The following is a 25184-nucleotide window of genomic DNA, read 5'->3' as shown; positions in this document are numbered from 1 at the left end:
CAAAAGAGCGCCTGCAACAGACGCTCTTTCCTTTACTTATGGGAAACGCGGGAATTGATCGAAGTCAGGCTTGCGTTTTTCCTTGAACGCATCGCGTCCTTCTTTCGCTTCCTCGGTCGTATAGTACAATAGCGTTGCGTCTCCGCCCATTTGCTGAAGTCCGGCAAGACCGTCGGTGTCAGCATTGAAAGAGGCTTTGAGGAAACGAAGGGCTGTCGGAGATTTCTCAAGCATCTCTTTACACCACTGGAGCGTTTCTTCTTCCAGCTGTTCAAGCGGGACGACCGTATTTACGAGGCCCATTTTTTCTGCTTCCTCGGCCGAGTACTGACGGCACAGATACCAGATTTCGCGGGCTTTCTTGTGACCGACGATGCGAGCCAGGAGTCCTGCCCCGTATCCTGCGTCAAAGCTTCCCACTTTCGGTCCTGTCTGACCGAAAACTGCGTTGTCAGCGGCAATCGTCAAGTCACATACGACATGCAGTACGTGCCCTCCACCGATTGCGTATCCCGACACCATAGCTACCACCGGTTTTGGAATGACACGGATCAGACGCTGAAGATCCAGTACGTTCAGACGAGGCACTTCATCGGTTCCGACATATCCGCCGTGGCCGCGTACGCTCTGGTCACCACCTGCACAGAAAGCGGCGTCTCCGGCTCCTGCAAGTACGATAACTCCCACGTTCGAATTGTCACGGGCCCGTGTGAATGCGTCAATCAGTTCCCGGACGGTAAGCGGGGTGAACGCGTTCCTCACTTCCGGACGGTTAATGGTGATTTTTGCGATCCCACCATATGTTTCATACAGAATTTCTTCATATTCATGTTCCTGAACCCAATTCACAGACATGAAAAGTCCTCCTTTTATTATGTAAATTGTATAGAATGTATTACCCAATTGGCATTATATCACGAATGAACGGGTGATTTCAGAGAAAATCTCCGGTTTTTCCAGGTGAGGGATGTGTCCGGCCCCTTCTATTACGCAGAGCTGTGCATCCGGGAAGCGACCGGCCATTCTTTCGTTGATTGCTACATACTTCTTATCTTCTCCTCCGGCAATAAGACATACCGGAAACATAAGAAAAGAGAGGGAGTCCCACATGGAAGGCTGAACTCCGGTGCCCATCCCTTCCAGAGAATGGACAAGTCCGTCGATATCGTTATCGAGACGTTCCTCTCTCAGCTTCTGCTGCCGGTGTCCGGGCAGGGAAGCTATCGTTTCGAAGAGAGGGAGGGATTCCCATTTATCGGTAAAGCCCTCGATTCCGCTGTTTTGCAAAAGCGCTATCACTTTTTTATCTTTACGGATGCGTTCTTCCCTTTCTTCCCGGGAGGAAAGTCCGGGAGAAGCACTTTCAAGAATCAGCCGGTCTATAAGATGAGGGAAGCGTTCCGCAAAACATAAAGCGGTTCTCCCTCCCATGGAATAGCCGAGAAGAGAGACCCTGGTCACTTCCAGTCTTTGAAAAATCATTTCCAGATCATGCACAGCCGTCTCCATGGAGACAGGACCGAGATCCCCCGTTTTTCCATGCCCCGGCAAATCGATCAATACTAACCGGAACTCTGGAAAAGACTTTCTTACTTCTTTCCATATGGACGTGCTGCCCGTAAAACCGTGGAGAAAGCAGAGGGCCGGTCCTGTTCCTTCATCTTCCACCCAGTAGGAACGCTCACGGACGGTGATGTACATATTCCTGCACCTTCCCGGCTATCTGTCTGTCGAGACTGCTCCACTTATTCCGATGATTGGCAACATGATCTTCCCGTGACACTGCGGCTTCCACGACTGAAAGACCTTTCTCGGCCTGAGCTTCCTGCACTGCCGCTATGAAGCCTTCCCTTTCTTCCACCCGCCGGTGAGAGCCGCCGTACATCCGGGTCGCCTCCTCAAGATTTATATCAAGCGGCGTACCGAAAAGGGCTTCATAATGTTCCGTCTGCCCGGCCTGAGGAAGATAGGAGAAGATTCCCCCGCCGTTATTGTTGAACACTACAATCGTCAAATCGAGGTCATACTGTTTCACAGCGAGAAGTCCGTTCATATCATGGAAGAAGGAAACATCACCCGTCAGCATGGTCACGGCACGACCGGAGGCAGCTGTGCCGGCCGCCGCCGATGTCACCCCGTCGATTCCGTTAGCTCCGCGGTTCGCAAGGATGGAGACGTTTGTATCCAAAGCGGGGAAAAACGTGTCGACATCCCTGATCGGCATACTGTTTCCGACGAACAAAACGGAATTTTTCCGGAGAAGAGGGGCCAGATCATGTACTGCATCCCCTTCGTACAATCCCTCCTCTTCTTTATGGAACATCGTCTCGGCTGCAAGTTCATCCAGACTTTTCAGAAACGCTCTCCAGCTATCTTCCGGTGTTTCGATGAAAGGAAGAATATCCTCACAGAACGCGATGGGGTCACTCCATATGAATTCACCCGCTACTCCGGATGGGTCGCGATACCCGGAGTCGCTGTCAACGACGAACATTTCTGTGTCCCCGGCACGCTGCACCCATTTCAAATACGCTTTTGAGACGGGCATCGCCCCGAATCTCACAACATAATCGGCTTCGAGCAGCAGGGCGTTGAACCTTTCCGAACGGAGGAGGGAATCATAATGCGTAATAATGTACTCTTCCGAAAACCCGGCAGTACGAAGCTGGGACAACGGATCGGCGAAGACAGGGACGTCCAGCGCTTTTGCGAGCTTTTCAATTGCCGGTACGAGCGAAGAGTCTGTCTGCGGGCCGCAGACGATTACTCCCTTACCGCGTTTTCGGAAGCGACCGGCAAGCCGTTGCAGTTCACCCTCCTCCACTCTCAATTTGCCCCGGGTGAACGGAGAGAAAGTCCGCTCTCCTCTCCACAGACCGGAGAGACTGAAATCAGGCATGAGCGGCTCTCTTAAAGGGAAGTTCAGCTGCACAGGACCTGGATGGTTTCTCAGAGATTCCTCTACAGACCGGGCCGCCTGTTTCCTGGCATACATTTCCATACCCGCTTCCGGAATCATCATGTCATGAAACCATTTCGTGTAGGACCCGTACATATTATTCTGGTCTATGGACTGCGGGGCACCTACATCCCTCAGTTCATGCGGACGGTCTGCCGTAAGCAGAATCAGCGGCACCCGGCTGTAGAAGGCTTCGATCACAGCCGGGTAATAGTTGGCAGCAGCTGTCCCGGAGGTACAAATAAGGGCTACAGGTTCCTGCTTCTCCTTTGCAAGTCCGACTGCAAAAAATCCAGCGGAACGTTCATCCAGCTGGATCCAGTGCTTCACACCTCCGGATTCGGCTGCCGTAATCGCGAGCGGTGTCGAACGCGACCCCGGTGATATTACGGCATGTTTCACTCCGGATAAAGTAAGTTGATCGATGAAATGGGTGATGTAACGTGAGAGATCCTCCGTATAACTCATTCTTCCCCTCCTAAAACTGCAAGCATCGGTTTCAGCTTCACTTTCGTCTCTTCATATTCTTCTTCCGGCTTCGAATCCTCTACTACGCCGCATCCGGCGAACAGAGAAGCTTTATCTCCCCGTATGAGAGCAGAACGGATAGCAACAGCGAATTCCCCATTCCTTCCGCCATCGATCCACCCGACCGGACTTGCATACCACCCGCGGTTCATCACTTCGTGGAGGCTGATATAGGTAACGGCTTCTTTTTGCGGGAGCCCCCCGAGAGCTGGAGTCGGATGAAGATCTTTCACTACATCAAGAAGGGAGTACCCTTCCTTCAGTTTCGCTTTCACCGGCGTATACAAGTGCTGCAGGTTTCTAAGTTTATATAATGACGGTGCTTCCGGAATCTCTACGTTTACGGAGTAATTCTCCACGGCACCCCGGATCATCTGAACGACATAGTCATGTTCCAGACGGTTCTTCTGGTCGTTGAGTAAAGCAAGACCGAGTGTCTCATCTTCCTCCTCGCTACTCCCGCGCTTCGTCGTGCCGGCCAGACAGGCCGAAAACAGCTCATCGTCCTCGACTTTCACCAGCCGCTCCGGTGTAGCCCCGACGAAATAGGAGCCGCCGTGTTCAAACGCGAACACGTAACTCGAGTTCTGCATGTCGGAAAGATCCTTCAGCACTTTCGTAATCGAGGCTTCGGAGTCGAACGTCAGGCGGACTTCCCGTGCCAGCACCACTTTCGAAAGAGTGCCTGCTTTCAGTTCAGCAGTGGCGTCGGCGATCGACTGCTTCCATTCTTTCGGACGCACCTCTTCGATTTTCTCAAGACGGACACCGGTTTCCGTGTCACCGGAAGAGTCGGAAGTCTGCAGTCTCTCCTTATCTTCTTCCATCCGGCATATAATCGTTTCGACGTCCTCCTCCGGCGAAACGAGATAATTCGTCGTCAGAAAAGAACCTTCCGCATCATTGGTCAAAAGGAACTCAGGAATCGTCATGCTGCTGTTCGGGAATTCCTGCCAGGGTTCTTCCCCGCCCGATTCAGGGCGGAAGCCGAATCCTCCGAGAGCTACCGTACCGGTTCCTTTCTTATTGTAAGGATTCCACTGCCGGACACTCTTTCGCCAGTCGAACAGCTCCTGCTCAGTCTCCTGAAAACGTCCTTCTCCTTCTTTCGATATCCGTACAGCGCTTCCGATACCGACAAGGGTGAAATCTTCTTCCGCACTTTTCCAGAAATGACGGTGCATATCCACCTGCTTTCCCTGTTCAAAAAAAGAAAAAGGGTCCAGCGGGTCTATTCTTTCTGTAATACTCATCAGGAGCGGCTCATCGTTCATCCGGGCCTCCTCATGCACATTGCGTAATTTATCCTCTGTTTGAAAAGTTTTCACTTGTAGCATTTTTCTCCTCCTATCCCGGGGGACAGCTTTCATATCTTTCTCTATTTTATTCTCTTTTTACTTAGGCTTCAAGAAATCTGTTGACAGCCGGTGGAAAAAAGAACTTTCGCAGCAGTTCATACACTATCCCCTCCCTCCATATGGCAGCGGGTTACAAAGATTGACACTACCTGCTGATTTGCCTAAACTTAGTATGTTATTACTAATGATTAAAGGAGAGAAGCTTCATGAGCACCGGAACCACAAATGACGTACGGGCTTCTCTGAATGAACGGAGCGGCTTCCATGTGTGGTGGCGTCTGCTGAGACCCCACACCCTGACTGCGTCTTTCGTTCCTGTATTTGTGGGAACGATGTTTGCCGTCATCCATAAAGAGGGAACGATCGCTCTCGGGCTGTTTGCAGCCATGCTGATCGCCTCTATACTCATTCAGGCTGCCACGAATATGTTCAATGAATACTATGACTACGTCCGCGGGCTTGATACGGAAGAGTCTGTCGGTATCGGAGGCACGATCGTACGCGATGGCATCCATCCCAAAACGGTATTATATCTCGCACTATCTTTCTTCGCCATCGCCGTACTTCTCGGTGTGTATATATGTATGCTCACCTCATGGTGGATCGCCCTTATAGGCTCTGCTTCCATGCTCGTCGGGTATTTGTATACCGGAGGCCCCCTCCCTATCGCTTATACCCCATTTGGTGAGCTGGTAGCCGGGTTTTTTATGGGTCCTGTCATCATAGGTATCGCTTATTACATCCAGACGGAAGTTGTCACCTGGGCCGTTTTCGGTATCTCCATCCCTGTTGCCATCTGCATTGGAGCGATTATGATGGCTAATAATATACGGGACCGCGTCGGAGATGAAACGAACGGCAGACGTACACTCGCCATTCTCCTCGGACACGAGGGGGCAGTGACTTTTCTGGCAGCGAACTTTATCATCGTTTACCTGCTGACAATCATTTATATAATCACCGGATTATTGCCATGGTGGTCTCTTCTCACTCTTCTCAGTGCCGTTCACGCTCAAAAAGCGGTGAGAAGCTTCTCCGGGAAGAAGACACCGGTGGATATGATGCCGGCTATGAAAGGTACCGCCCAGACGAACACTTTCTACGGGGTGCTGCTCGGGCTGTCCTTACTCATTTCCCTGATTTAAAATAAGCAGAAAAAGAAGAGGGGGTGCACTACCGTACCCCCTCTTTTTCATATATAGTAATCAGTAAGGGTGCGCGGAAACACTGCTTTCACTCTTAAGTTTGAACGGAAAAATTACGGGAAAACTGGAAAGGAATGAGTGTCATGAAAGAAATGTTGAAAAACACTTTAATGGAAACGCTTGGAATAGAACTGATAGAAGCGGATAAGGAACAGGTGAAGATGTCGATGCCTGTGGATAAACGGACTCATCAGCCGATGGGTTTTCTTCACGGCGGCGCCAACGTTGCGCTGGCGGAATCGGCAGCAAGTATCGGAGGATTTCTGAACATCGACCCTGAACAGCAGCAGGTATTCGGCATCGAAATCAACGCTAACCACATCAGAAGTAAACGTGACGGAACGGTATATGCAAAGGCAGTACCGGTGCACCGGGGCGGTCGTACCATGGTGTGGTCGGTGGAGATCACCGACGAAGACGGTAATAACCTGTCCGTATCCCGCTGCACTCTCGGTGTCGTTCCTGCGTGAATCTATAAGGAGGATTATTTTATGCTATCCGAAGAACAACTGCAACACTTCAAACAGCGCCTTACCGAAATCAAAGAAGAAGCGGAAGAAGAAATGGAACGTCACCACGACGGATATGAAAACGGAGAATATTCGAAAGACAACACCGGTGATATCTCGTCTATCCAGGACCATCCGGCCGACTCCGGTACGGAAATGCACGAACAGTCCAAAGAGCAGACGCTTTTTGACACAGCACGCGAGCGTTACCTGGCTGCAGTGGACGGTCTTGAGAAGATTGAAAAAGGTACGTATGGAAAAAGCGAAATTTCCGGCAAAGACATTCCGGTGGAACGACTCGAAGCGATGCCTACTGCCCGTATCCGCGTGGATGAAGAAGAATGATTCATACGAAACAAAGACGAGACCCTGCATTCGGGTCTCGTCTTTGTTTTAATGAAAATCATCTGAATTCATACTAAGTCCAGCGGGTTAAGGCTCTCCTCGCCGCTCAAATTACTGATGAAGGTCACGAGAAGCTCAATGCACTCCTCTATATCTTCAAGACTGGCCGTTTCGACCGGCGAGTGCATATATCTTAGCGGAAGGGAAACGAGACTTACAGGCACGCCTTTCCCGGTCAACCTCATCCGATCGGCATCTGTACCGGTAGCTCGTGACGTAAGTTCATATTGAAGAGAAATATCCTTCTCTCCGGCAGCTTTTTCAAGCAATTGATTAATATTCCGGTTGATCGGTGCTCCTTTGGCGAGCACCGGGCCTTTCTCAAGCTCCACGTCCCCGTGTGTTTTTTTATCTACTCCCGGGTAATCGGTAGCGAACGTGACGTCGCAGGCGATAGCCATAGAAGGTTCCACTCCGGCTGCAGCGAAATAAGCTCCTCCCATATTCGTTTCTTCATTTACGGTGCTGGCTGCATATACTCCCACATTGATATTCGTCTGATGGAGTCTCCGCAACACTTCCCCCACGATATACTGGCCGGTTCTGTTATCAAGTCCCCGTCCGGTAACGTATCTATCCATCATCACTTCCGGTGTCCGTCTATAAACGGCAAGGTCCCCGATCTGTACATATTCAGTGACTTCCTCTCTTGATTTCGCCCCGCAGTCAATGAACAGATCGCTCAGGTCAAAATCTCCCTTGATGCCACCGTGATGCTGAGCGTTGACTCCGATCACGCCTGGGAGACGGCCGTATGTACCCAGGATATCCACTTTCATTCCTATGGCCGCTTTCGGGTTCACGCCGCCCATTTTATCGATATATACGTATCCGTCCTCATCGATTCTGTTCACTACAAGCGCTATTTCATCACAGTGACCGGCAAGCATCACTTTCATTTCGGCTTCCGGGTTCTTGACGGCGATCACGTTACCCGCATGATCCGTGCGGATTTCATCCGCGTAAGGTTTCATCGCCTCCATCCATTTTTTCTGAATCGGCATTTCATAGCTTGAAGGAGAGGCTGTGTTCAGCAGCTCCATAAGAAAGTCCGTATTTTTTTCACTCATATCATCGTCCCCTTTATTCTGTATTTCCGTTCTGTACTATGAATTCTCTGTACTTCGGATTATTCCTTTTTCTTTGCATAGTGCTTTCGCGCTTTTGTACGGTTGCCGCATATTTCCATGGAGCACCATTTCCTTCTCCCGCTGTAATCTACGAATAATGCATAACAGGCCGGGGAATAACATTTTTTTATTTTGGAAAAAATGTTGCCCTGGTATGCTTCGAGCATTTTATAAGAGAGGAGGGATAGAAGTCCACGGCTGCCACCGCAACCTGGAACCGGATTTAAATGCTTATCAAAGTAGAGAGGTGCCTGCTTCACGTTCCCGGTCAGAGACGAGATGAATTCCGTATGTTTCCCTTCCAACACATACTCCCTGCCCCTGTTACGGAAATCGCGGATCGCACCATCATCAAAAGTTTCTTCCTTCAGCTTCCTGAATTGTTCAGAATTGAGCAGTTCCCGGCTGTACATCAACTCCAGCCACTTATCGGTCCCGGATTCCTGCATGAGAAGGTCCGTCACCTGGCTGTTTGCCCCATTGATCGTATTCAGGAAGTTCACGAAAAGATGATCACTGATATAAGAATATCCTGTTTCCGTTATCACAGTCATATACATTCTCCTTAAATTGAATGGTTGACTTTTATCCTATCATATTTTAAAGTGTAATTCTAACCATTTAGTTTGATTTTAACGGTTAGAAATAATAGCACGAAGGAGAGATATCATGGCTGTTAAAGATGTTACAGATTCCACATTCACCGAAGAGACGAAAGAAGGTCTCGTCGTAGCTGAATTCGGAGCTCCGTGGTGCGGTCCCTGCAAAATGATTGCTCCTGTACTTGAGGAGATCGATGAAGAGGATAATCAGATCAGCGTCGTACAATTGAACGTTGATGAAAATCCGGAAACTGCTCAGAAACACAGCGTGATGAGCATTCCTACCCTTCTTTTCCTTAAAGACGGGGAAGTTGTAGACCAGGCCGTCGGTTTCCAACCGAAAGAAGAAATCATGGCTACAGCACAAAAACACGTGTAATAGACGAATGTGAAGACTCCCCGCAGGAAGAAGCGGGGAGTTTTTTTGTTGTAATCGTTACCGTCGGCGCCGTTTTTCTCTCCCCAACGGCAGGAAAAGTGGTTTTGCCTTACCTTCAGTCCCTCCCTTGCCTTCTGAAGGGCACGAAAACAATAAACAAACACAAAAACCGGACCCCAGGGGCCCGGTTTCATAAGTGCCATGCTATTTTTACAGCCGTTTCTCCAGTTCTTCTTTCTCTTTTTCAAAGCCGGGTTTGCCGAGGAGGGCAAACATATTCTTCTTATACGCTTCCACTCCCGGCTGATCGAACGGATTCACTCCGAGGATATACCCGCTGATGGCACAGGCTTTCTCAAAGAAGTATACAAGATAACCGAACGTGTAGGCGTCCATTTCAGGCACGTGGACGATCAGGTTCGGAACATCTCCGTCCGTATGCGCAAGCATCGTTCCCTGGTACGCTTTCTCGTTCACTTCGGAAATCGTTTTACCGGCGAGGTAGTTCAGCCCGTCCAGATCATTCTCTTCCGCTTCGAGCGTATAATCGGACTTCGGTTTTTCCACATGAAGGACCGTTTCGAACAGATCTTTGCGGCCATCCTGTATGAACTGACCGAGAGAGTGAAGATCTGTCGAGAAGTTTGCCGATGCAGGGAAAATACCCTTCTGGTCCTTTCCTTCACTTTCTCCGAACAACTGCTTCCACCATTCGGAGAAGTACTGCAGTCCCGGTTCATAGTTCACGAGCATTTCAATCGATTTACCTTTATTATAGAAAATATTGCGAACCGCTGCATACTGATACGCCGGGTTATCCTCAAGCGAAGAACCGGAAAGTTCATGCTGAGCTTTGCGGGCGCCTTTCATTATTTCCTGTATCGGAATACCGGAAGCGGCAATCGGCAGCAGGCCTACTGCTGTCAGAACGGAGTACCGTCCTCCGACATCATCCGGAACGACGAAACTTTCATATCCCTGTTCATCCGCCAGTGTTTTGAGCGCACCTTTTTTCTTATCAGTGGTGGCATAAATCCGTTTCGTCGCTTCTTCTTTGCCGTATTTCTCTTCAAGGAACTTACGGAAAATACGGAAGGCGATCGCCGGTTCCGTCGTCGTACCACTTTTCGAAATAACGTTGATGGATACGTCTTTATCCCTGATCAGTTCAAGCAGATCGTTAATGTAGGAAGAACTTATATTGTTACCTACGAAAAATACCTGAGGTGCGCTGCGGTCTTCGAGCTCATTGAAGAAACTGTGCTGCAGCATTTCAATCGCAGCCCGCGCTCCGAGGTAAGATCCTCCGATACCGATAACGAGCAACACGTCCGAATCGCCTTTAATCTTCTCCGCCGATTTCTCGATACGCCCGAATTCCTCCTGATCATAGTTTTCAGGCAGGTCCAGCCACCCGAGAAAATCACTCCCGGCCCCGGTTCCTTCGTGCAGGGCACGATGGGCGAGAGAAACAGCATCCTGCATATAGCCTACCTCATGTTCGTTCATAAACTTCAGTGCTTTATCATAATCAAAACGTACGTGCGTCATCCAAACTCCTCCCGATCCTTGTTGTATTTTCATTCATTAACTTTACAGAATCACCAAATGTAAATCAAGTAAACACGGGGGAAGACCGCCTACGTTCTCGGGACGAACAGGTCATCCACAGTGGAGTCCAGTATAGAGGCAATATCAAATGCCAGCTGCAGGGTGGGATCATATTTATTGTTCTCGATTGCATTTATCGTCTGTCTGGAAACTTTACAGGCCCTGGCCAGTTCCTCCTGCGACAGTTTCGCCGTTTTTCTGAGTTCTTTGATCTGATTTTCCATAGTTAATTCCCATACTTATTTCTGTAAAATAGCAGCGTTCCCATATAAATGACTATAATTATAGTGAGGAACATGAGCGGTGAGATTCCTTCCCCGTAACTGGCGGGGTTCCCACGGACTGTCTGAAAAATCACATTGCCAATTTCCAGAATCAGCGTTCCGAAGATCACTCCAAACGTATACGATTGAGCCTTACGATTGATGAATTTCTTCCTTTCGTCCCCTTTGTCGAAAAAAGTTACGCTCAAAATGTACACAGCACATGCAAGCAAAACGAGCGCATATACGATTTTGACCCAGTCCATCCAATACCTCCCGTTATAATGTAAAATGTTTTTGACATTTTTATTGTAGCATTGTCGCTCTTCATGTCAAATACTTTTTACAAAAATGAGTGTATTCGAGCCAGAATTTTCTTCTGTAGCCAGTGTGGTCTCTTTTTTTAATAGAAAAAGCAGCAGGATTCGATCGTCGTGTGGTAATTCCGATTTTTCCTTTCCTTCGCGCTTTGACAATGGGACTGAAGGTAACGTTTCTTCCGTAATCGTGACCTTCACTACTATTTTCCTCTCCCCAACGGCAGGAAAAGCATCTAATCCTTCCCTTCGGCCTCTCTTACCTCTTCTGAAAAGAAGGATACCAGGATTCGAGTGGTACAAAAACAAAAAACCGAACCCGATGGGTCCGGTTTTGAGTGTGCTGGTGAAATGTAACGTACCCTGAAGCCAGGAATAATCTTATGTGATATGTACATTATCCCCTCCAGCATTTTAATTTGAGAAAATTTCTGTCTCTATTGCCTCGTTCGCGGCCAAATGAAGTAACTGATGGAAATTGCATTATCGACCAGCACTACTATCCCCCATGTCTGCAGCGTTCTCCACAGCACCCCGGTGTTACTGCTGTCTCTGATGTAGAAAATCATGATCAGTAAAAGTGCCCCACCAATAATGTACGCCAGGATATGTTGAAGCGAACCTTTCAAACTGTGTTTAGCGAAATCCATACCAATTTTCCGCTCAGGCCTTGGACCACTACGTTTCACGTAATACAAAAAGCGATCATCTGCCCACTGAATCATAGATTTTCCGTAGACGAGAGAAATGGCCAGGTAGATCGGCGCTATACTATGAGCCACAGTTATTTCTGCTTCCCTGTATATATCTATGCTGGTGAATACAATAAGAACAAGATCCACAATTGGAGTCATCGCCAGCAGAAAAAGACCCGCTTTTCTTTGACTGAATACATATCTTGTAACTAAGCCCGCAATGATGAAAATCCAAAACGCAATTTCACACGCTACAATCACCCACGCAATAAAGTTCACGTTACGTCCCTCCTCCTCTCTAATTATATAGAAAAAAGAGACTGAATCACACATGATTCAGTCTCCCATTTCTTACCTGTTATTTATTTGGAAAGCTCGAGAACGCGGTAGACGTCGTTTTCCTGAAGTTCGGAGAAGTTACCGAATGGTCCGCGTTTCATAGCACGGTCCACAATCGTATCGAATTTCTCGTCAGAAATGTCGTAATCGGCGAGCGTTTCCGGTGCGCCGAGAGAACTCCAGAATTTTCTAAGGGCTTTGATGCCCTCAAGGCCGACTTCTTTGTCCGTCTTGCCTTCCGTTTCGATACCGAACACTTTTTCACCAAGACGGGCGAAACGCTTCGGCTGAACGTCGATATTGTATTCCATCCAGTTCGGGAACAGGATAGCGAGACCGCCGGCATGCGGAATATCATAAACGGCCGAAACGGCGTGCTCAATGTTGTGGGAGGCCCAGTCTCCTTTGTAACCCATCTGCATCATTCCGTTAAGGGCAAGTGTTCCGGCATACATAATCGTCTCGCGGTGCTCATAACTCGAGAGGTCTTCGAGTAGTTTCGGAGCGGTATCCTTCACAGCACGCATGACCCCTTCGATCATCTCATCCTGGACAGGAGACTGCGTTTCCTCGTGGAAATACTGTTCCATCAAGTGAGTCATCATATCAACGATGCCGTAGACGGTCTGATCTTTCGGAACCGTCACGGTGTTTTGGGGATCGAGAATAGAAAATTTCGGATTCGTATAAGGCGGATGTCCCCACCCGTATTTTTCATTTGTCTCCCAGTTCGTGATGACCGATCCGGCATTCATTTCACTGGCCGTCGCCGCCATTGTAAGTACGGTGCCGAACGGGAGAGCATCTACTGGAGCCGCTTTTTTCGTAACGAGGTCCCAGGCATCTCCTTTATATTTCGCAGCCGCGGCAATCGTCTTGACTGCATCAATGACACTGCCTCCGCCAACAGCGAGAATAAAATCTATATCATGTTCACGGCACAACTCGACGCCTTCACGCACCGTTGTCAGTTTCGGGTTCGGTTCCACCCCGGACAGTTCCGTAACGGCAGCCCCCTCATTATTCAGCTGCTCCATCACGTCATCGTATACACCATTTTTCTTTATGCTGCCACCGCCGTAGACGAGAAGTACGTTTTTCGTACCTGCAGGCAAATGGTCCGGGAGTGTTTTTACCTGATCTTTACCGAAGATCAGTTTGGTCGGATTGTAAAAAACAAATGATTTCATACTGAAAATTCCTCCTTATTTCGTTCCCGTTAAGTATGAAGAAATCTCGTTCACATCTCAAAAGATATGATTGACCAAATAAAAAAGCCCGGGAGGTCCCCGGACTTAGTTACGATATTTTTCGCGATCGTCGGATTGTTTGATCCAGTCTTCAAGCTTGTCTTTCAAAGTGTTGAAACCGGACTGGTCTTCTTTTGGAGCGGAAGACGCCTGTTGACGATTGTTCTGTTTAGGAGCACGCTTTGGAGCTTCCTGAGTAGCACGGATAGAAAGTGAATATTTGTTCTTCGCTTCATCAATATTCAAAATCTTAACCTGTACTTCGTCTCCTTCTGAAAGGTGTTCGTTAACATCTTTAACGAAACCGTGTGTCACTTCCGAAATGTGTACGAGACCCTGAACCTTATCATCAAGTGCAACGAACGCACCATACGGTTGGATTCCGGTTACTTTACCTTCTACGACTTGACCTTCTTGAAAATTCTCTGCCATACTATACAACTCCTGATTTATTTATTCGTTTCTTTACACAATTAGTTATTATAGCACAAGAGTTGTTATTATTCAAAAATAACTTTCCTGAAATTTTTACCGAAAATATGTTTAATCTCCGTGTCTCCCGGCTATATTATATAGTGTAAGACTTTCTCGTATTCCCCCTGTGTAAGCAAAGCGGTATTATACCGCTTTGCTTTTTTTTACTTCTGAGGAACGTGCCTTTCCTTATTTTTCTCCATAAACGTTCCCCTTTAGTTAACAAACCCCTGCGTTTTCCGTTAAGATGTATGTATACATTAATGAATGAGGTGAGGAATATGGCCAATTTTGATGAAGTGATTGATAGAAAGGGTACGCGTTCCGTGAAGTGGGACTTTGCTGAGAGTCTGTTCGAGAATAAAGAGATTCTCCCAATGTGGGTCGCAGATATGGACTTCCAGGTCCCGGATGCGGTAACGACTGCGTTGCAAGACAGAGTAGCCCACGGAATTTTCGGCTACACTCTCCCGGATGAAGAAGTAAAACAGACAATCCAGAACTGGGTGAAAAACCATTACAAATACGACATCGATAAAGACTGGATCACTTACAGCCCTGGCGTAGTTCCTAGCCTACATATGCTCGTGCAGGCACTGTCCGAAGTCGGCGACGATATACTGATCCAGACTCCTGTGTACCCTCCGTTTTACAACGTTGTAAAAACACATGGACGGCACATTGTCGAAAATGAGCTGAACTTCGACGGGAGCCGTTACACCATCGATTTTGAGGATTTCGAACAGAAAATCAAAGACAACAATGTTCCGCTGTTCATTCTATGCAGCCCTCATAACCCGGTGGGACGCGTATGGACGGAATCAGAATTGAAACAGATGGCCGACATATGTGTGAAACATAACGTTACCATTCTATCGGATGAGATCCACTCCGACCTGCTGCTTGGCGACAACACCCATACGTCTATCGCCTCACTAAGCGATGAAATCGATGATGTCACCGTCACCTGCTACTCCCCGACCAAAACTTTCAACCTGGCCGGTCTGCAGGCATCTTATGTCGTGACGAAGGATGAGAAGAAACGCGAAAGACTGAATCGCCAGTTCCAGAGTCAGGGAGTCAACATGTTGAATACTCTCGGTCTCACCGCTCTTGAAGCTGCCTACCAACATGGAGAGGAATGGCTTGAAAATCTTCAGAAAACCCTTACTGAAAACTCAGAATACGCACGCGACCGCTTCCATACAGAGACGGATACCATTACAGTGATCGAGCCGGAAGGCACATATCTGCTGTGGCTCGACTGCCGGAAGCTCGGTCTCGATCCCGACGAACTGAAAAAATTCATGAATGAAGAGGCGAAAGTCGGTCTCAACGATGGAGCTTCTTTCGGCAAAGAAGGTGAAGGATTCATGCGCATGAATATCGCTGCTCCGCGTCAGACCGTAGAAGAAGGCGTAGACAGAATCATTAAAGCCGTAAACTCGAAAGCGTAAAAAAACGCGTGAACCCCGGGGTGGTTGAACCTCAAGGGGTCACGCGCTTTTTCTATTTATTTTCTTCCCGCTCATAATAATGAGGATCGTCCTTCAGATGCTCCGGCACGTGGTCTTCTTCCCGTTTCGAAGCTTTCACGAAAATATAGACAGTTACAATTGCAGCCACCATGAACAATACCAGCATAATCATTGACGGAATGTATTCTGTTTTATCCTGTGGAAAATATAGAAAATCCATAGTGTCGTACCACGCTCCCTGCGTTCATTGTAACAAAGAACGGTCGGGTTCAGCAGTAAATATGTTATTATTCTCATAGAAATGTCATAGGAGGTGTCCAAATTATGGATGAAGCAAAAATCGATGATACGGTAAAAGCGTTTTATAAAACAGGGACGTACATAGGAAAAGTCAAAGAAGACCGCGGTTCCAAATTTCTTGTCGAGGTCCTTGGCGTACACACACACCCGGCCCAGGGCGACCTGCACAATCCGGGCCAGACCGAAGATGTGTTTTTCCATCAGCGAAAAGCCCTGGCCCACCATGAAAAAGCTAACGTCGACAAACAGGCAGTTCATCCTTACGACGATGAAATCCCTGATTACATGAAATCCCTGGAAGATTCCGTACAAAAATACAAAGAGAAACTGGAGCGACGGGATACAGAGTTCAATCAGAAAGCGCTGACCCGTCTTCAGGATCTAGAAAAGCAGTACTTCAAGTAAAAGCACTTTAGAAACGGGAAGAAGTCCACCCCTGTCAAACCGGGCATTTGTCTTAATGAAACCGTTATGATAATTTAGATAAGAAAGACGGTCAAAGGAGGAGCTATAATGACAACACATATTGGAGCTAATAAAGGTGATATCGCCGATAAAGTACTTCTTCCGGGAGACCCGCTCCGTGCCAAGTTTATTGCGGAGAATTTCCTTGAAGATGCAGTATGTTACAACGAAGTACGCGGGATGTACGGCTATACCGGTACGTATAAAGGAGAGAGAGTCTCCGTTCAGGGAACAGGGATGGGGGTTCCGTCCATTTCCATCTATGTGAACGAACTCATGGATGCTTATGATGTGCAGAAGCTTGTAAGAGTCGGTTCCTGCGGAGCTATCCAGGAAGATGTGAATGTCCGCGATGTCATCCTTGCGAATACGTCCTCTACCGATTCAAGCATGAACCGTGCCACTTTCGGAGAAGTCGATTTCGCCCCGAGCGCCGACTTCACCCTTCTCAAAAACGCCTACGATGCCGGAGTGAAAAAGGATCTTAACCTTCACGTCGGAAATGTGTTTACGAGTGATCAGTTCTACCGCGACAACGCAAAAGAGTTCAACCAGAAACTCGCTGACTATAACGTGCTGGCCATCGAAATGGAAACGAGTGCCCTTTATACGCTGGCGGCAAAATACAATCGTCAGGCACTCACCGTCCTCACCGTAAGTGATCACATCCTTACCGGAGAAGAGACGACTTCCGAAGAACGTCAGACCACTTTCACCGACATGATGGAAATCGCACTCGACGCTGTAATCCAGGATTAATCAGACAAGCCTCCTCATTGCGGGAGGCTTTTACTTTAACGTATAATATGCAATACATAATAAAGGTTTCATGCAGAAAGGCTGAAGATCGCTATGGATATCCTCCAGAACTTCCCTCTCTGGGCGGCAATTCTCGCTATTTTTCTCGCTCAGGGTATCAAAATTCCGATTTCATTTATAGCTTCACGAAAAATCGACGGCAAACTCGCCTTCTCCACGGGCGGCATGCCGTCCAGTCACTCCGCTGCCGTCACCGCACTTGCGACCGGTGTCGGAATCGAGCAGGGTTTCGACTCCGCCATCTTTTCCGTAGCCACCGTCTTCGCCATTATCGTGATGTTCGATTCCACCGGTGTTCGCAGGCAGTCCGGAGAGCAGGCGATTATGCTCAACATTCTTCTTAACGATTTCCAGCGATTCGTCGAACAGGCGAGAGGCTGGGGAACGAAAGAAGGATTCGAAAAACGCGAAGAAATCAAGGAAATGCTCGGGCATCAGCCTGTGGAAGTGTTCGTAGGGGGAGTGTTCGGAGTTTTCCTCACGTTTTTTGTCCATTATCTTATATTTTAAGGAGGAAGGCGCCGGGCCTTCCTTTTTTTATAATTTTTCATTAAAATAAGCATCCGAATAGCATTCAGATGCTTAAAACATTTGATAACCGTTTTTACGTAACAGACGGATGACGATTCCTGCTGCAAGGGTGCCGAGGAACCCGCTCAGTAAGATGATGATATCAAAAACGCTTAAAGCGAGAATCGAGGACCATACATCACTGAGGGCGCCTACAGGTTCCCGGAAATAACGGTTTAAAGGAAAATCATCCACAATCAGAAGTACGATCAGCGGAAAAACGAAAAGCATGAACCATGACATCCGCAATACCATGTTCAATAAAAATGATATACCGAAAAACAACACGAAAAATAATAATATGGAAACCGCAAACTGTACAATATCCAATACTCTTCCCCCTACTCTCACTCCGATACAAGCTATATTGTAGTATTCCTGTCAGAAAAGCGCAAGCGCCCGGTCCGTCACTTAAAAAAACAAAGGCCCGTTCCCGGACCTTTGTTCCTCTTTTTTATTTAAAGAAGTTGAGTTTCCCTTTTTTAAGAACGAGTGCGGCTCCGCCGACTTTCCACAAGTAGCGGTTATCGATGATTTTCTTCATGGCAGTGGCTGTCCACCCAAAAATCTTCTTATCATCGAAAATGACACCGATTGCGTCTTTATTACCGAGGGAAGCTACCGTACCCTGAATGTTCGGCTCGAACGGTTCCAGGTTGTGGTTACCTTCCACGATACGTTTCAGGTTCCCGGCTGTATGTTCCGCTTCCTGAATAGCAATCTGTGCTGTCGGTGGATACGGGCGTTCTGTCTCTTCGTTCATGATGAGAGCACAGTCCCCGACGATGAACACATCATCGTAACCGTTCGGACGAAGGTCTTCACGTACCGGCGTACGGCCGCGGTTCGATTCGAATCCGGCTTCTTCCACAAGGCTGTTTCCGCGAACACCGGCAGCCCATACGACTGTGTTGGTAGGGATCTCTTCGATTTCATCACCCTGTTCGTAAACAAGCTTGTCCGCTGTAACTTCTTTAATCATCGCGCCGAGCTTGAACTCTACGCCGCGAGCTTCAAGGGAGTTCATTGCGTACTCTACGAGCTCCGGATCGAAACCGGGAAGTGCTGTCGGAGCAGCTTCGACGTTGATGATACGTACGTTTTCACGCGGTACGTCATACTCTTTACACAGTTCCGGAACACGGTTGGCAAGTTCACCTACGAACTCGATGCCCGTAAACCCTGCCCCGCCTACAACGAGGTTCAAACGTTCCTGTTTCTTATCTTTTTCATTATTGTATTTCGCAAAGTTATATTCGATATGTTGACGAATCAGACGGGCTTTATTGATACTTGAGATGGTAAAGGCGTTTTCAAGAAGTCCCTTGATTCCGAACGTCGCAGCCTCAAATCCGAGACCGATTACGAGATAATCATAGGAGATTTCCCCGTTCAGAAGGCTCACCTTTTTGTTATCGGGATCGATACCTGTTACAGTATCCTGCACGAAGTTGATCTTGTTCGTGTCGATAACATTGTCCACTTCCATTCTCGTACGATCATGATGCAGCGTCCCGGCTGCGTTTTCATGCAGCCACGTAGATTGATAATGGTAGCTGTGCATATTGACGAGGGTCATGTTTGCACTGTCGGCACTGACTTTCTTCTGAAGCTTGGAGGCAGTCATCATGCCACCGTAACCAGCGCCCAAAATAACAATATTTGGTCTGTTCATTCCAATCACATCCATTTTATATATTTGTGACAAATTTCACACAGTTAGGCGAAAAAGTCGAAAGATTACTGCGAAAGTAACGCTTTCATAAATGTCTCAGCTATCATCTTAGCTTTTTTTGTTTTGTTTTTCAACCTTTTGCTTGCGAATCTTTCTATAATTATCTATTGTAATAATTGTGCTAAACTATAAACAAGAGATTTTTTGTATATACAGGAGGTTCCCTATATGAGTGAAAAAGTTCATGATATTACAATCATCGGTGGTGGACCTGTCGGCCTGTTTACTGCTTTTTACGGAGGTATGCGCCAGGCATCCGTCAACATAATCGAAAGCCTGCCCCATCTCGGCGGTCAGCTTACCGCCCTTTATCCGGAGAAATTCATCTACGATGTCGCCGGATTCCCGAAAGTAAGAGCACAGGAACTCGTGGACAGCCTCACCGAACAGGCGATGGCGTTCGATCCTGACGTTACACTGGAAGAAGCGGTGCAGACGGTCGAGCGTCGGGAAGACGGATCTTTCAAACTTACAACGAACAAAGATGTCCATTACACGAAGACGATTATCATCACGGCAGGGAACGGAGCTTTTGAACCCCGCAAACTGAAAATCAAGGATACGGAGCGCTTCGAGGAGACGAACCTTCACTACCACGTCAATAATATGGAACGTTTCCGCGATCACAACGTCATGATCTGCGGCGGTGGCGATTCAGCTGTAGACTGGTCTCTCATGCTGGAGCCGATTGCCAATGAAGTGACACTCGTACACCGCAGAGCCAACTTCCGGGCTCACGAGCACAGCGTAGAACAGCTGGAGAATTCAAGCGTCCGCACGCTCACCCCCTTCACTCCCGAAAAGCTCGTCGGAGACGAAACGATCGACCAGGTCGTACTGAAAGAAGTGAAGGGTGAGAAAGAAGAATCCATCAACATCGACGATCTTATCGTCAACTACGGATTCATCAGCTCTCTCGGTCCTATCAAGGAATGGGAACTGGATATCGACAAGAATAGTATCGTCGTCAATCAGAAGATGGAAACAAACATTGAAGGCATCTACGCTGCCGGAGATATCTGTACGTATCCCGGGAAAGTGAAACTGATCGCTTCAGGCTTCGGCGAAGGGCCGACAGCCGTCAACAACGCCAAGAATTTCATCGACCCGAGCGCCCGGGTACAGCCGAAACATTCCACAAGTATGTTCGGCTGAGTCCGCCCCAGCCTGTTCATTGAACTCAATGAGCAGGCTTTTTTATGTAGTGGGCCTTTTCCATAAAAGTGCTTTCGTTTCCCAAGACTGTCTCCAGTGATAAAATATAACTGTAAAAGGAGGAATTTCACATGAGTAAACTTAACGGAAAAACAGCTATCATCACAGGCGGAGCCGGAGGTATCGGTTTCGGTATCGCCAAAGCATTCGCCAAAGAGAAAGCGAACGTCGTACTCGTTGACGTTAATGAAGAAACCGGCCAGAAAGCCGCAGAACATCTGAAGAACAGTGGTGCGGACAGTCTGTTCATCCACGCAGATCTGACCGACCATGCCGCCTTGTCTTCCATCGTCGATAAAACGGTGGAAACATTCGGAGGTCTGGATGTCCTTGTGAACAATGCGCACGCATCAAAAATGGCTTCTTTCCTTGAAACGACGAAAGAAGATATGGATCTGTCTTTCAATACAGGATTCTACCCTACCTTCTATCTTATGCAGGCAGCCATCCCTCATTTGAAGAAAACGGAAGGGTCGATCATCAACTTCGCCTCGGGCGCAGGAATCAATGGAGACGCCAATCAATTATCTTACGCCGCTGCAAAAGAAGCGATCCGCGGCATGACGCGCGTAGCTGCGAATGAGCTCGGGCAATTCGGAATAAATGTCAACCTCATCTCCCCTATAGCCAATTCCGAAGGTGTCCAGGAGTGGGCAGCAAACAATCCTGAATACTATAAAAAAGTGCTCGGAAACATTCCGATGCAGCGCTTCGGTGATCCGGAAGAAGATATCGGAAAAGCGGCCGTCTTCCTCGCATCGGATGACTCCAACTACATGACGGGACAGACGCTCATGCTCGACGGAGGTTCCACCAAGCTGAGGTAAACCGTCATCACTTATAAAGACACAAAACTAAAAAGCCGCAACAACGCCGAATCCGGTTGGTTGTTGCGGCTTTTATTTTAAAGAAATATCACAAAGTTTTACCAGCTGGCTTTGCTTACGCCCGGAATCTGTCCTTTGTGCGCATAATCCCTGAAAGCGATCCTCGACATTTTGAATTTCCTCATATAACCGCGCGGACGTCCCGTCACTTCACATCTGCCGGTGAGACGGGTCGGAGATGAATCGCGCGGAAGCTTCCGAAGTGCTTCGTAATCCCCTTTTTCTTTCAGTTCTTTACGCAAGTCGGCGTACTGCATGACCATCCGCTGACGCTTTTTTTCTTTCGCGACCTTCGACTTTTTAGCCATTCTATATGAACCTCCCTGTAAATATAACTTTATATTTAATTAAATAGTAGTAAACAACGCAACCTAAATCGTAATCATTACTATTTAAGTTGCTTTTTAAATATATCATCTGCCTGGAATTTATTCAAATTCAGCGCCTGTCCTCCTTGTACTAAGACTTTTGTTCACCTTCCGTTCACCTTCTTTTGTTATCCTAAAAGAAGGAATACACAGGAAAGGATGAAAAGCATGACTTCCATATTGATTACAGATGATGACCCCTATATCAGAAAACTCGTCTCCCGGACACTTGAATCATCAGGATACGAGACATACAGAGCTTCCAATGCAGACGAAGCTGTATCCGTGCTGGATAAGTCAGGTATCGATCTGGCTGTCGTCGATGTCATGATGCCCGGAACGGACGGATACGCCTTAACGAAAATAGTCACGGAAGATTACGGACTTCCCGTCATACTTCTCACGGCTAAAGGCGAATTGCACGACAAAGAACAGGGATACCGGGCCGGGACGGACGATTACATCGTGAAGCCGTTTGAACCGAAAGAACTGCTATTCCGGATCGAAGCCGTTCTCAGAAGATACGACAAGCCGAATGTCCAGTCGTTAGCTGCGGGAGAACTCGTCATCGACCGGAATAATTACGACGTCCGGATCGGTACCAGTCACCTCATGCTTCCGCTGAAGGAATTCGACCTTCTCGCTCTCCTCGCCTCCACTCCCAACCGTGTGCTCAGCAGAGACCATCTGATTGAACAGGTGTGGGGTCTTGAATTCGAGGGAGATGAGCGTACGCTTAACGTCCACATAAAAAGATTAAGAGAGCGTCTCGCACCGCTTACCCACAGTGTTACCATACAGACGGTACGCGGCGTCGGGTACAGGCTTGAGGTGAACGGGTAGTGAGATCCCTATATACAAAATTTCTACTGTACACTCTAATCATTATGAGCGCCAGTTTTCTCATCGGTTTTCTTCTGGCGAATGCTTACTATCAGAACAACCTGAAGCCTGAAACCGACAGAAAGAACATGCAAATCGCAAAACAGATAGCTTCTTACGCCGAGTCGGCCGACAATCCGGAGGCCTACCTGTCCACTACGGCCGCTACCGGTTATCAGCTGTTTCTGAAGGGACCGGAGAAGTCCAGTTTTTTCGGAAATCCTTTTGATGGAAAAGATCTTCCGGAAGAAGACGTCCAGCGCGTCATCGATGGAAAAACGTATCACGGCATGAGGGATTTTTCGGGAGGAATTTTCGTAACCGGATTTTTCGCGAACGAACTTCGGAACTCTGTCGGGGTGCCTGTAACGATAGAAGGTGAGCCTCATGCACTGTTCCTGCGTCCGGATATTAAACTTCTTTTTAACGAAGTTCACACTCTCTTCGGTCAGATGACAGCTGTCATCATCATTTTGAGTCTTCTGGCGATGCTTCTTTTCTCCGGGATTCTCGTCCACCCGATCCGCAAGCTTTCCCGGACGACCGACGTCATTAAAAAAGGGGACTTCACTGTGCATCCGGACATTCACCGGAAAGATGAAATCGGAACGCTCGCACGAAACTTCTCTTCCATGATCGATCGGCTCGGGGAAGTCGATCGGCTCCGGCGTAACTTCGTCTCAAACGTCAGCCACGATATTCAGACGCCCCTGCTGAACATACGCGGGTACAGTCACCTGCTGGAAAACCCCAAATTATCCGAAGAGGAGAAAACGCAATATATCAATATTATTCAGGATGAAACAGAGCGACTGTCTACATTATCGAGGCAGCTCCTCCTTCTTTCCTCCATCGAAGACAGCGGAAAGCTTATCGAACGGCAAAGTTTCGATATCAAACGTCAGCTGGAAGAGACTCTCCGGCGCTACCACTGGAGAATCAGCTCGGAAGGACTGGCGTTGACGTACTCTTTTGATGAAGTGACATACAACGGGAATGCGGAACTTCTCCAGGCGGTATGGGACAATCTCATTACCAACGCCATCAAATACTCAAAACCCGATTCTTCCATCCACGTGTCATTACAGAATATGGATAAAGAAATCACGGTATCCGTCCGGGATGAAGGGATAGGGATGAGTGAAGCGGAAATAAGCCGTGCGTTCGACCGCTTCTACCGGGCGGATGAAGCACGGTCACGCACGACAGACGGCACCGGACTCGGCCTTTCCATAGTCAAAGAAGTCACCGAAATTCACGGAGGAACGGCGAGCGTCTCGAGCATTCCTGGAGAAGGTACGGTATTCACAATTACTCTTCCTCATCTGTAACACCCCGTTAACCTTTCGTTCACCTTGCTGATTTACCATAGTCAGTAGAAGGAACGAAAGGTTTTTATTATACAGAAAGGGTTGAAGAATAGATGAATATGGCATTAAAAGAAATGAAAAAAAATAAAACGAGGTTTCTTATCATAGGAGCCGTAGTTTTCCTGATCAGCCTGCTGACTTTTCTATTATCCGGACTCGCGAACGGTCTTTCGGAGGACAATATGGCGTCCATCCGGAATCTGCCCGAAGGGAATTTTCATTTAACGGAGGATGCAGAAGGTTCCTACACCCGTTCCAATCTGGATGAAGCCACTGTACAGAGTGCCACCGGTCAGAACAATTACGCTTTTTCCGTGCAGATGGGAGGGCTGGAGAAATCGGAACGTAAGTACTCGCTCGCTTTTTTCACTTCCACCTCGGCCTCCCCATTCCCGCAGCCCGATAAAGGAGAGGTTGTACTCGATTCGTCTGTTAAAGAAGAAGGGGTCTCTGTGGGTGATACGCTCACACACCCACAGACGGGCGAAGAACTGGAAGTGACCGGGTTCGCGGATAATGAACGATTCAGCCACTCCCCGGCCGCTTTCGTAAATCAGGAAGAGTTTTCTTCCATGTTCCGTATCGAAGATTTCCAGGTTCTTTATACAGAGAATGCAAAAGATATAAGCGGACTGGAGACGTTTTCGAAGAGCGAATTCCTGTCCTCTATCCCGAGCTATCAGGCGGAACAGATGACTCTGTCGATGATTCTCTGGTTCCTCGTCCTGATCAGCGGCATGCTGTTTGCGATCTTTTTCTACATGATGAACGTACAGAAAACGGGCATGTTCGGTATTCTAAAAGCGATCGGTGTTCGTACGAGACGCCTGTTTTATATGATGTGGGTCCAGATGCTGACGATTACAAGCCTGGCTGTACTGCTCTCCGGCCTCGCAGGTCAGACCGCAGGAGTCCTCCTGCCGGAAGCGATGCCTTATGATCTCCCGATTTCGACGACCCTGGCTCTTGCAGCCGTATTTCTCGTCGTCGGTTTCGTCGGTTCCACATTTTCCGGATTGCGCATTCGTCAAATTAAACCGCTGGAAGCGATCCAGCAGGGAGAGGGGTAAC

General features: G+C 48.1%; 29 protein-coding genes. 13 read left to right on the top strand and 16 right to left on the bottom strand.

Features of this window, described 5'->3' with window-relative positions; translation table 11 throughout:
• Positions 1–36: 36 nt before the first annotated feature.
• The 4 genes from menB to BW931_RS06880 are packed head-to-tail and all read right to left on the bottom strand — an operon-like array spanning position 37 to position 4824.
• Complete coding sequence (gene menB, locus BW931_RS06895; RefSeq protein ID WP_008587375.1) at positions 37–855, bottom strand: 1,4-dihydroxy-2-naphthoyl-CoA synthase; 819 nt, start codon at positions 853–855, stop codon at positions 37–39.
• Between the two features lie 54 nt (positions 856–909).
• Positions 910–1701, bottom strand: a complete 792-nt coding sequence (gene menH / locus BW931_RS06890; RefSeq protein WP_076571068.1) for a 2-succinyl-6-hydroxy-2,4-cyclohexadiene-1-carboxylate synthase — start codon at positions 1699–1701, stop codon at positions 910–912.
• Complete coding sequence (gene menD / locus BW931_RS06885) at positions 1682–3427, bottom strand: 2-succinyl-5-enolpyruvyl-6-hydroxy-3-cyclohexene-1-carboxylic-acid synthase (RefSeq protein ID WP_076571066.1); 1746 nt, start codon at positions 3425–3427, stop codon at positions 1682–1684. The genes menH and menD overlap by 20 nt, the downstream gene beginning before the upstream one ends.
• Entirely contained in the window at positions 3424–4824 is a 1401-nt protein-coding gene (locus tag BW931_RS06880; protein WP_076571063.1) for an isochorismate synthase, read from the bottom strand. Before BW931_RS06880 ends, menD begins: the two co-directional genes overlap by 4 nt.
• A gap of 227 nt (positions 4825–5051) precedes the next feature.
• Here BW931_RS06880 and BW931_RS06875 point away from each other — a divergent pair, with 227 nt between their 5' ends.
• The 3 genes from BW931_RS06875 (at position 5052) to BW931_RS06865 (ending at position 6904) form a co-directional block, all read left to right on the top strand.
• Complete coding sequence (locus tag BW931_RS06875; RefSeq protein ID WP_076571060.1) at positions 5052–5990, top strand: 1,4-dihydroxy-2-naphthoate polyprenyltransferase; 939 nt, start codon at positions 5052–5054, stop codon at positions 5988–5990.
• A gap of 143 nt (positions 5991–6133) precedes the next feature.
• Positions 6134–6520, top strand: a complete 387-nt coding sequence (locus BW931_RS06870) for a PaaI family thioesterase (protein ID WP_008587365.1) — start codon at positions 6134–6136, stop codon at positions 6518–6520.
• Positions 6521–6541: 21 nt separating this feature from the next.
• On the top strand, positions 6542–6904 hold the full coding sequence (locus BW931_RS06865; RefSeq protein WP_008587364.1) for a TraR/DksA C4-type zinc finger protein: 363 nt from the start codon (positions 6542–6544) through the stop codon (positions 6902–6904).
• 68 nt (positions 6905–6972) lie between these two features.
• Here BW931_RS06865 and BW931_RS06860 read toward each other — a convergent pair whose 3' ends face one another.
• Positions 6973–8034 carry a M20/M25/M40 family metallo-hydrolase gene (locus BW931_RS06860; RefSeq protein ID WP_076571058.1) on the bottom strand — a complete coding sequence of 354 codons (1062 nt, stop codon included), beginning with the start codon at positions 8032–8034 and terminating at the stop codon, positions 6973–6975.
• Positions 8035–8093: 59 nt separating this feature from the next.
• Positions 8094–8648 (bottom strand): CGNR zinc finger domain-containing protein, encoded by a 555-nt coding sequence (locus BW931_RS06855; RefSeq protein WP_076571056.1) that lies wholly within the window; start codon positions 8646–8648, stop codon positions 8094–8096.
• Positions 8649–8763: 115 nt separating this feature from the next.
• Here BW931_RS06855 and trxA point away from each other — a divergent pair, with 115 nt between their 5' ends.
• Entirely contained in the window at positions 8764–9075 is a 312-nt protein-coding gene (gene trxA, locus BW931_RS06850; protein ID WP_008587357.1) for a thioredoxin, read from the top strand.
• Between the two features lie 210 nt (positions 9076–9285).
• Here the strand turns inward: trxA and BW931_RS06845 are convergent, their stop codons facing one another.
• The 6 genes from BW931_RS06845 to yugI all read right to left on the bottom strand — a co-directional run bounded on the left by BW931_RS06845 (position 9286) and on the right by yugI (position 13982).
• On the bottom strand, positions 9286–10626 hold the full coding sequence (locus BW931_RS06845; protein ID WP_076571054.1) for a glucose-6-phosphate isomerase: 1341 nt from the start codon (positions 10624–10626) through the stop codon (positions 9286–9288).
• Between the two features lie 89 nt (positions 10627–10715).
• The gene (locus BW931_RS06840) at positions 10716–10910 is read right to left on the bottom strand and encodes a helix-turn-helix transcriptional regulator (protein WP_076571052.1); all 195 of its coding nucleotides are present in this window, start codon (positions 10908–10910) and stop codon (positions 10716–10718) included.
• A 2-nt stretch (positions 10911–10912) separates the two neighbouring features.
• Complete coding sequence (locus BW931_RS06835) at positions 10913–11215, bottom strand: hypothetical protein (RefSeq protein ID WP_076571049.1); 303 nt, start codon at positions 11213–11215, stop codon at positions 10913–10915.
• A 488-nt stretch (positions 11216–11703) separates the two neighbouring features.
• Complete coding sequence (locus BW931_RS06825) at positions 11704–12240, bottom strand: hypothetical protein (protein ID WP_076571044.1); 537 nt, start codon at positions 12238–12240, stop codon at positions 11704–11706.
• Between the two features lie 83 nt (positions 12241–12323).
• A complete protein-coding gene (locus BW931_RS06820) occupies positions 12324–13490 on the bottom strand; it encodes an iron-containing alcohol dehydrogenase (RefSeq protein ID WP_076571041.1) in 1167 nt (388 codons plus the stop codon).
• Positions 13491–13595: 105 nt separating this feature from the next.
• Positions 13596–13982 (bottom strand): S1 domain-containing post-transcriptional regulator GSP13, encoded by a 387-nt coding sequence (yugI, locus tag BW931_RS06815; RefSeq protein ID WP_008587344.1) that lies wholly within the window; start codon positions 13980–13982, stop codon positions 13596–13598.
• 323 nt (positions 13983–14305) lie between these two features.
• On the opposite strand from yugI, the gene BW931_RS06810 reads away from it, so the two are divergent.
• Positions 14306–15481: a MalY/PatB family protein gene (locus tag BW931_RS06810; RefSeq protein ID WP_008587342.1), complete on the top strand. Its 1176-nt coding sequence runs from the start codon at positions 14306–14308 to the stop codon at positions 15479–15481.
• A 52-nt stretch (positions 15482–15533) separates the two neighbouring features.
• On the opposite strand, the gene BW931_RS06805 is transcribed toward BW931_RS06810, so the two are convergent.
• Positions 15534–15674: a hypothetical protein gene (locus BW931_RS06805; protein ID WP_234972598.1), complete on the bottom strand. Its 141-nt coding sequence runs from the start codon at positions 15672–15674 to the stop codon at positions 15534–15536.
• A 152-nt stretch (positions 15675–15826) separates the two neighbouring features.
• Between BW931_RS06805 and BW931_RS06800 the strand changes: the two genes are divergently transcribed.
• From BW931_RS06800 to BW931_RS06790, 3 genes are all read left to right on the top strand, one after another.
• Entirely contained in the window at positions 15827–16207 is a 381-nt protein-coding gene (locus BW931_RS06800) for a kinase-associated lipoprotein KapB (protein WP_076571038.1), read from the top strand.
• Positions 16208–16315: 108 nt separating this feature from the next.
• A complete protein-coding gene (gene deoD / locus BW931_RS06795; RefSeq protein ID WP_076571036.1) occupies positions 16316–17026 on the top strand; it encodes a purine-nucleoside phosphorylase in 711 nt (236 codons plus the stop codon).
• Between the two features lie 93 nt (positions 17027–17119).
• Positions 17120–17596, top strand: a complete 477-nt coding sequence (locus BW931_RS06790) for a divergent PAP2 family protein (RefSeq protein WP_076571033.1) — start codon at positions 17120–17122, stop codon at positions 17594–17596.
• A gap of 72 nt (positions 17597–17668) precedes the next feature.
• On the opposite strand, the gene BW931_RS06785 is transcribed toward BW931_RS06790, so the two are convergent.
• Together BW931_RS06785 and BW931_RS06780 are read right to left on the bottom strand one after the other, a co-directional pair.
• Entirely contained in the window at positions 17669–17986 is a 318-nt protein-coding gene (locus tag BW931_RS06785) for a YuiB family protein (RefSeq protein WP_076571031.1), read from the bottom strand.
• Between the two features lie 124 nt (positions 17987–18110).
• The gene (locus BW931_RS06780) at positions 18111–19331 is read right to left on the bottom strand and encodes an NAD(P)/FAD-dependent oxidoreductase (protein WP_008587331.1); all 1221 of its coding nucleotides are present in this window, start codon (positions 19329–19331) and stop codon (positions 18111–18113) included.
• Between the two features lie 228 nt (positions 19332–19559).
• Between BW931_RS06780 and BW931_RS06775 the strand changes: the two genes are divergently transcribed.
• A complete protein-coding gene (locus BW931_RS06775) occupies positions 19560–20546 on the top strand; it encodes an NAD(P)/FAD-dependent oxidoreductase (protein WP_008587330.1) in 987 nt (328 codons plus the stop codon).
• A 131-nt stretch (positions 20547–20677) separates the two neighbouring features.
• On the top strand, positions 20678–21433 hold the full coding sequence (locus BW931_RS06770) for an SDR family NAD(P)-dependent oxidoreductase (RefSeq protein ID WP_076571029.1): 756 nt from the start codon (positions 20678–20680) through the stop codon (positions 21431–21433).
• Between the two features lie 98 nt (positions 21434–21531).
• Here BW931_RS06770 and rpsN read toward each other — a convergent pair whose 3' ends face one another.
• Positions 21532–21801 carry a 30S ribosomal protein S14 gene (gene rpsN / locus BW931_RS06765; protein WP_008587328.1) on the bottom strand — a complete coding sequence of 90 codons (270 nt, stop codon included), beginning with the start codon at positions 21799–21801 and terminating at the stop codon, positions 21532–21534.
• Between the two features lie 228 nt (positions 21802–22029).
• On the opposite strand from rpsN, the gene BW931_RS06760 reads away from it, so the two are divergent.
• The 3 genes from BW931_RS06760 (at position 22030) to BW931_RS06750 (ending at position 25183) form a co-directional block, all read left to right on the top strand.
• Entirely contained in the window at positions 22030–22704 is a 675-nt protein-coding gene (locus BW931_RS06760) for a response regulator transcription factor (protein WP_076571027.1), read from the top strand.
• A gap of 44 nt (positions 22705–22748) precedes the next feature.
• Entirely contained in the window at positions 22749–24074 is a 1326-nt protein-coding gene (locus BW931_RS06755) for a sensor histidine kinase (protein WP_234972596.1), read from the top strand.
• A gap of 113 nt (positions 24075–24187) precedes the next feature.
• Complete coding sequence (locus BW931_RS06750) at positions 24188–25183, top strand: ABC transporter permease (protein WP_327288345.1); 996 nt, start codon at positions 24188–24190, stop codon at positions 25181–25183.
• Position 25184: the final 1 nt, after the last annotated feature.

Source organism: Salimicrobium salexigens (assembly GCF_900156705.1).
Lineage (GTDB): Bacteria > Bacillota > Bacilli > Bacillales > Halobacillaceae > Salimicrobium > Salimicrobium album.
The sequence above is the reverse complement of the archived record's forward strand: the minus strand, read 5'-3'. Positions and strand labels throughout refer to the sequence as shown.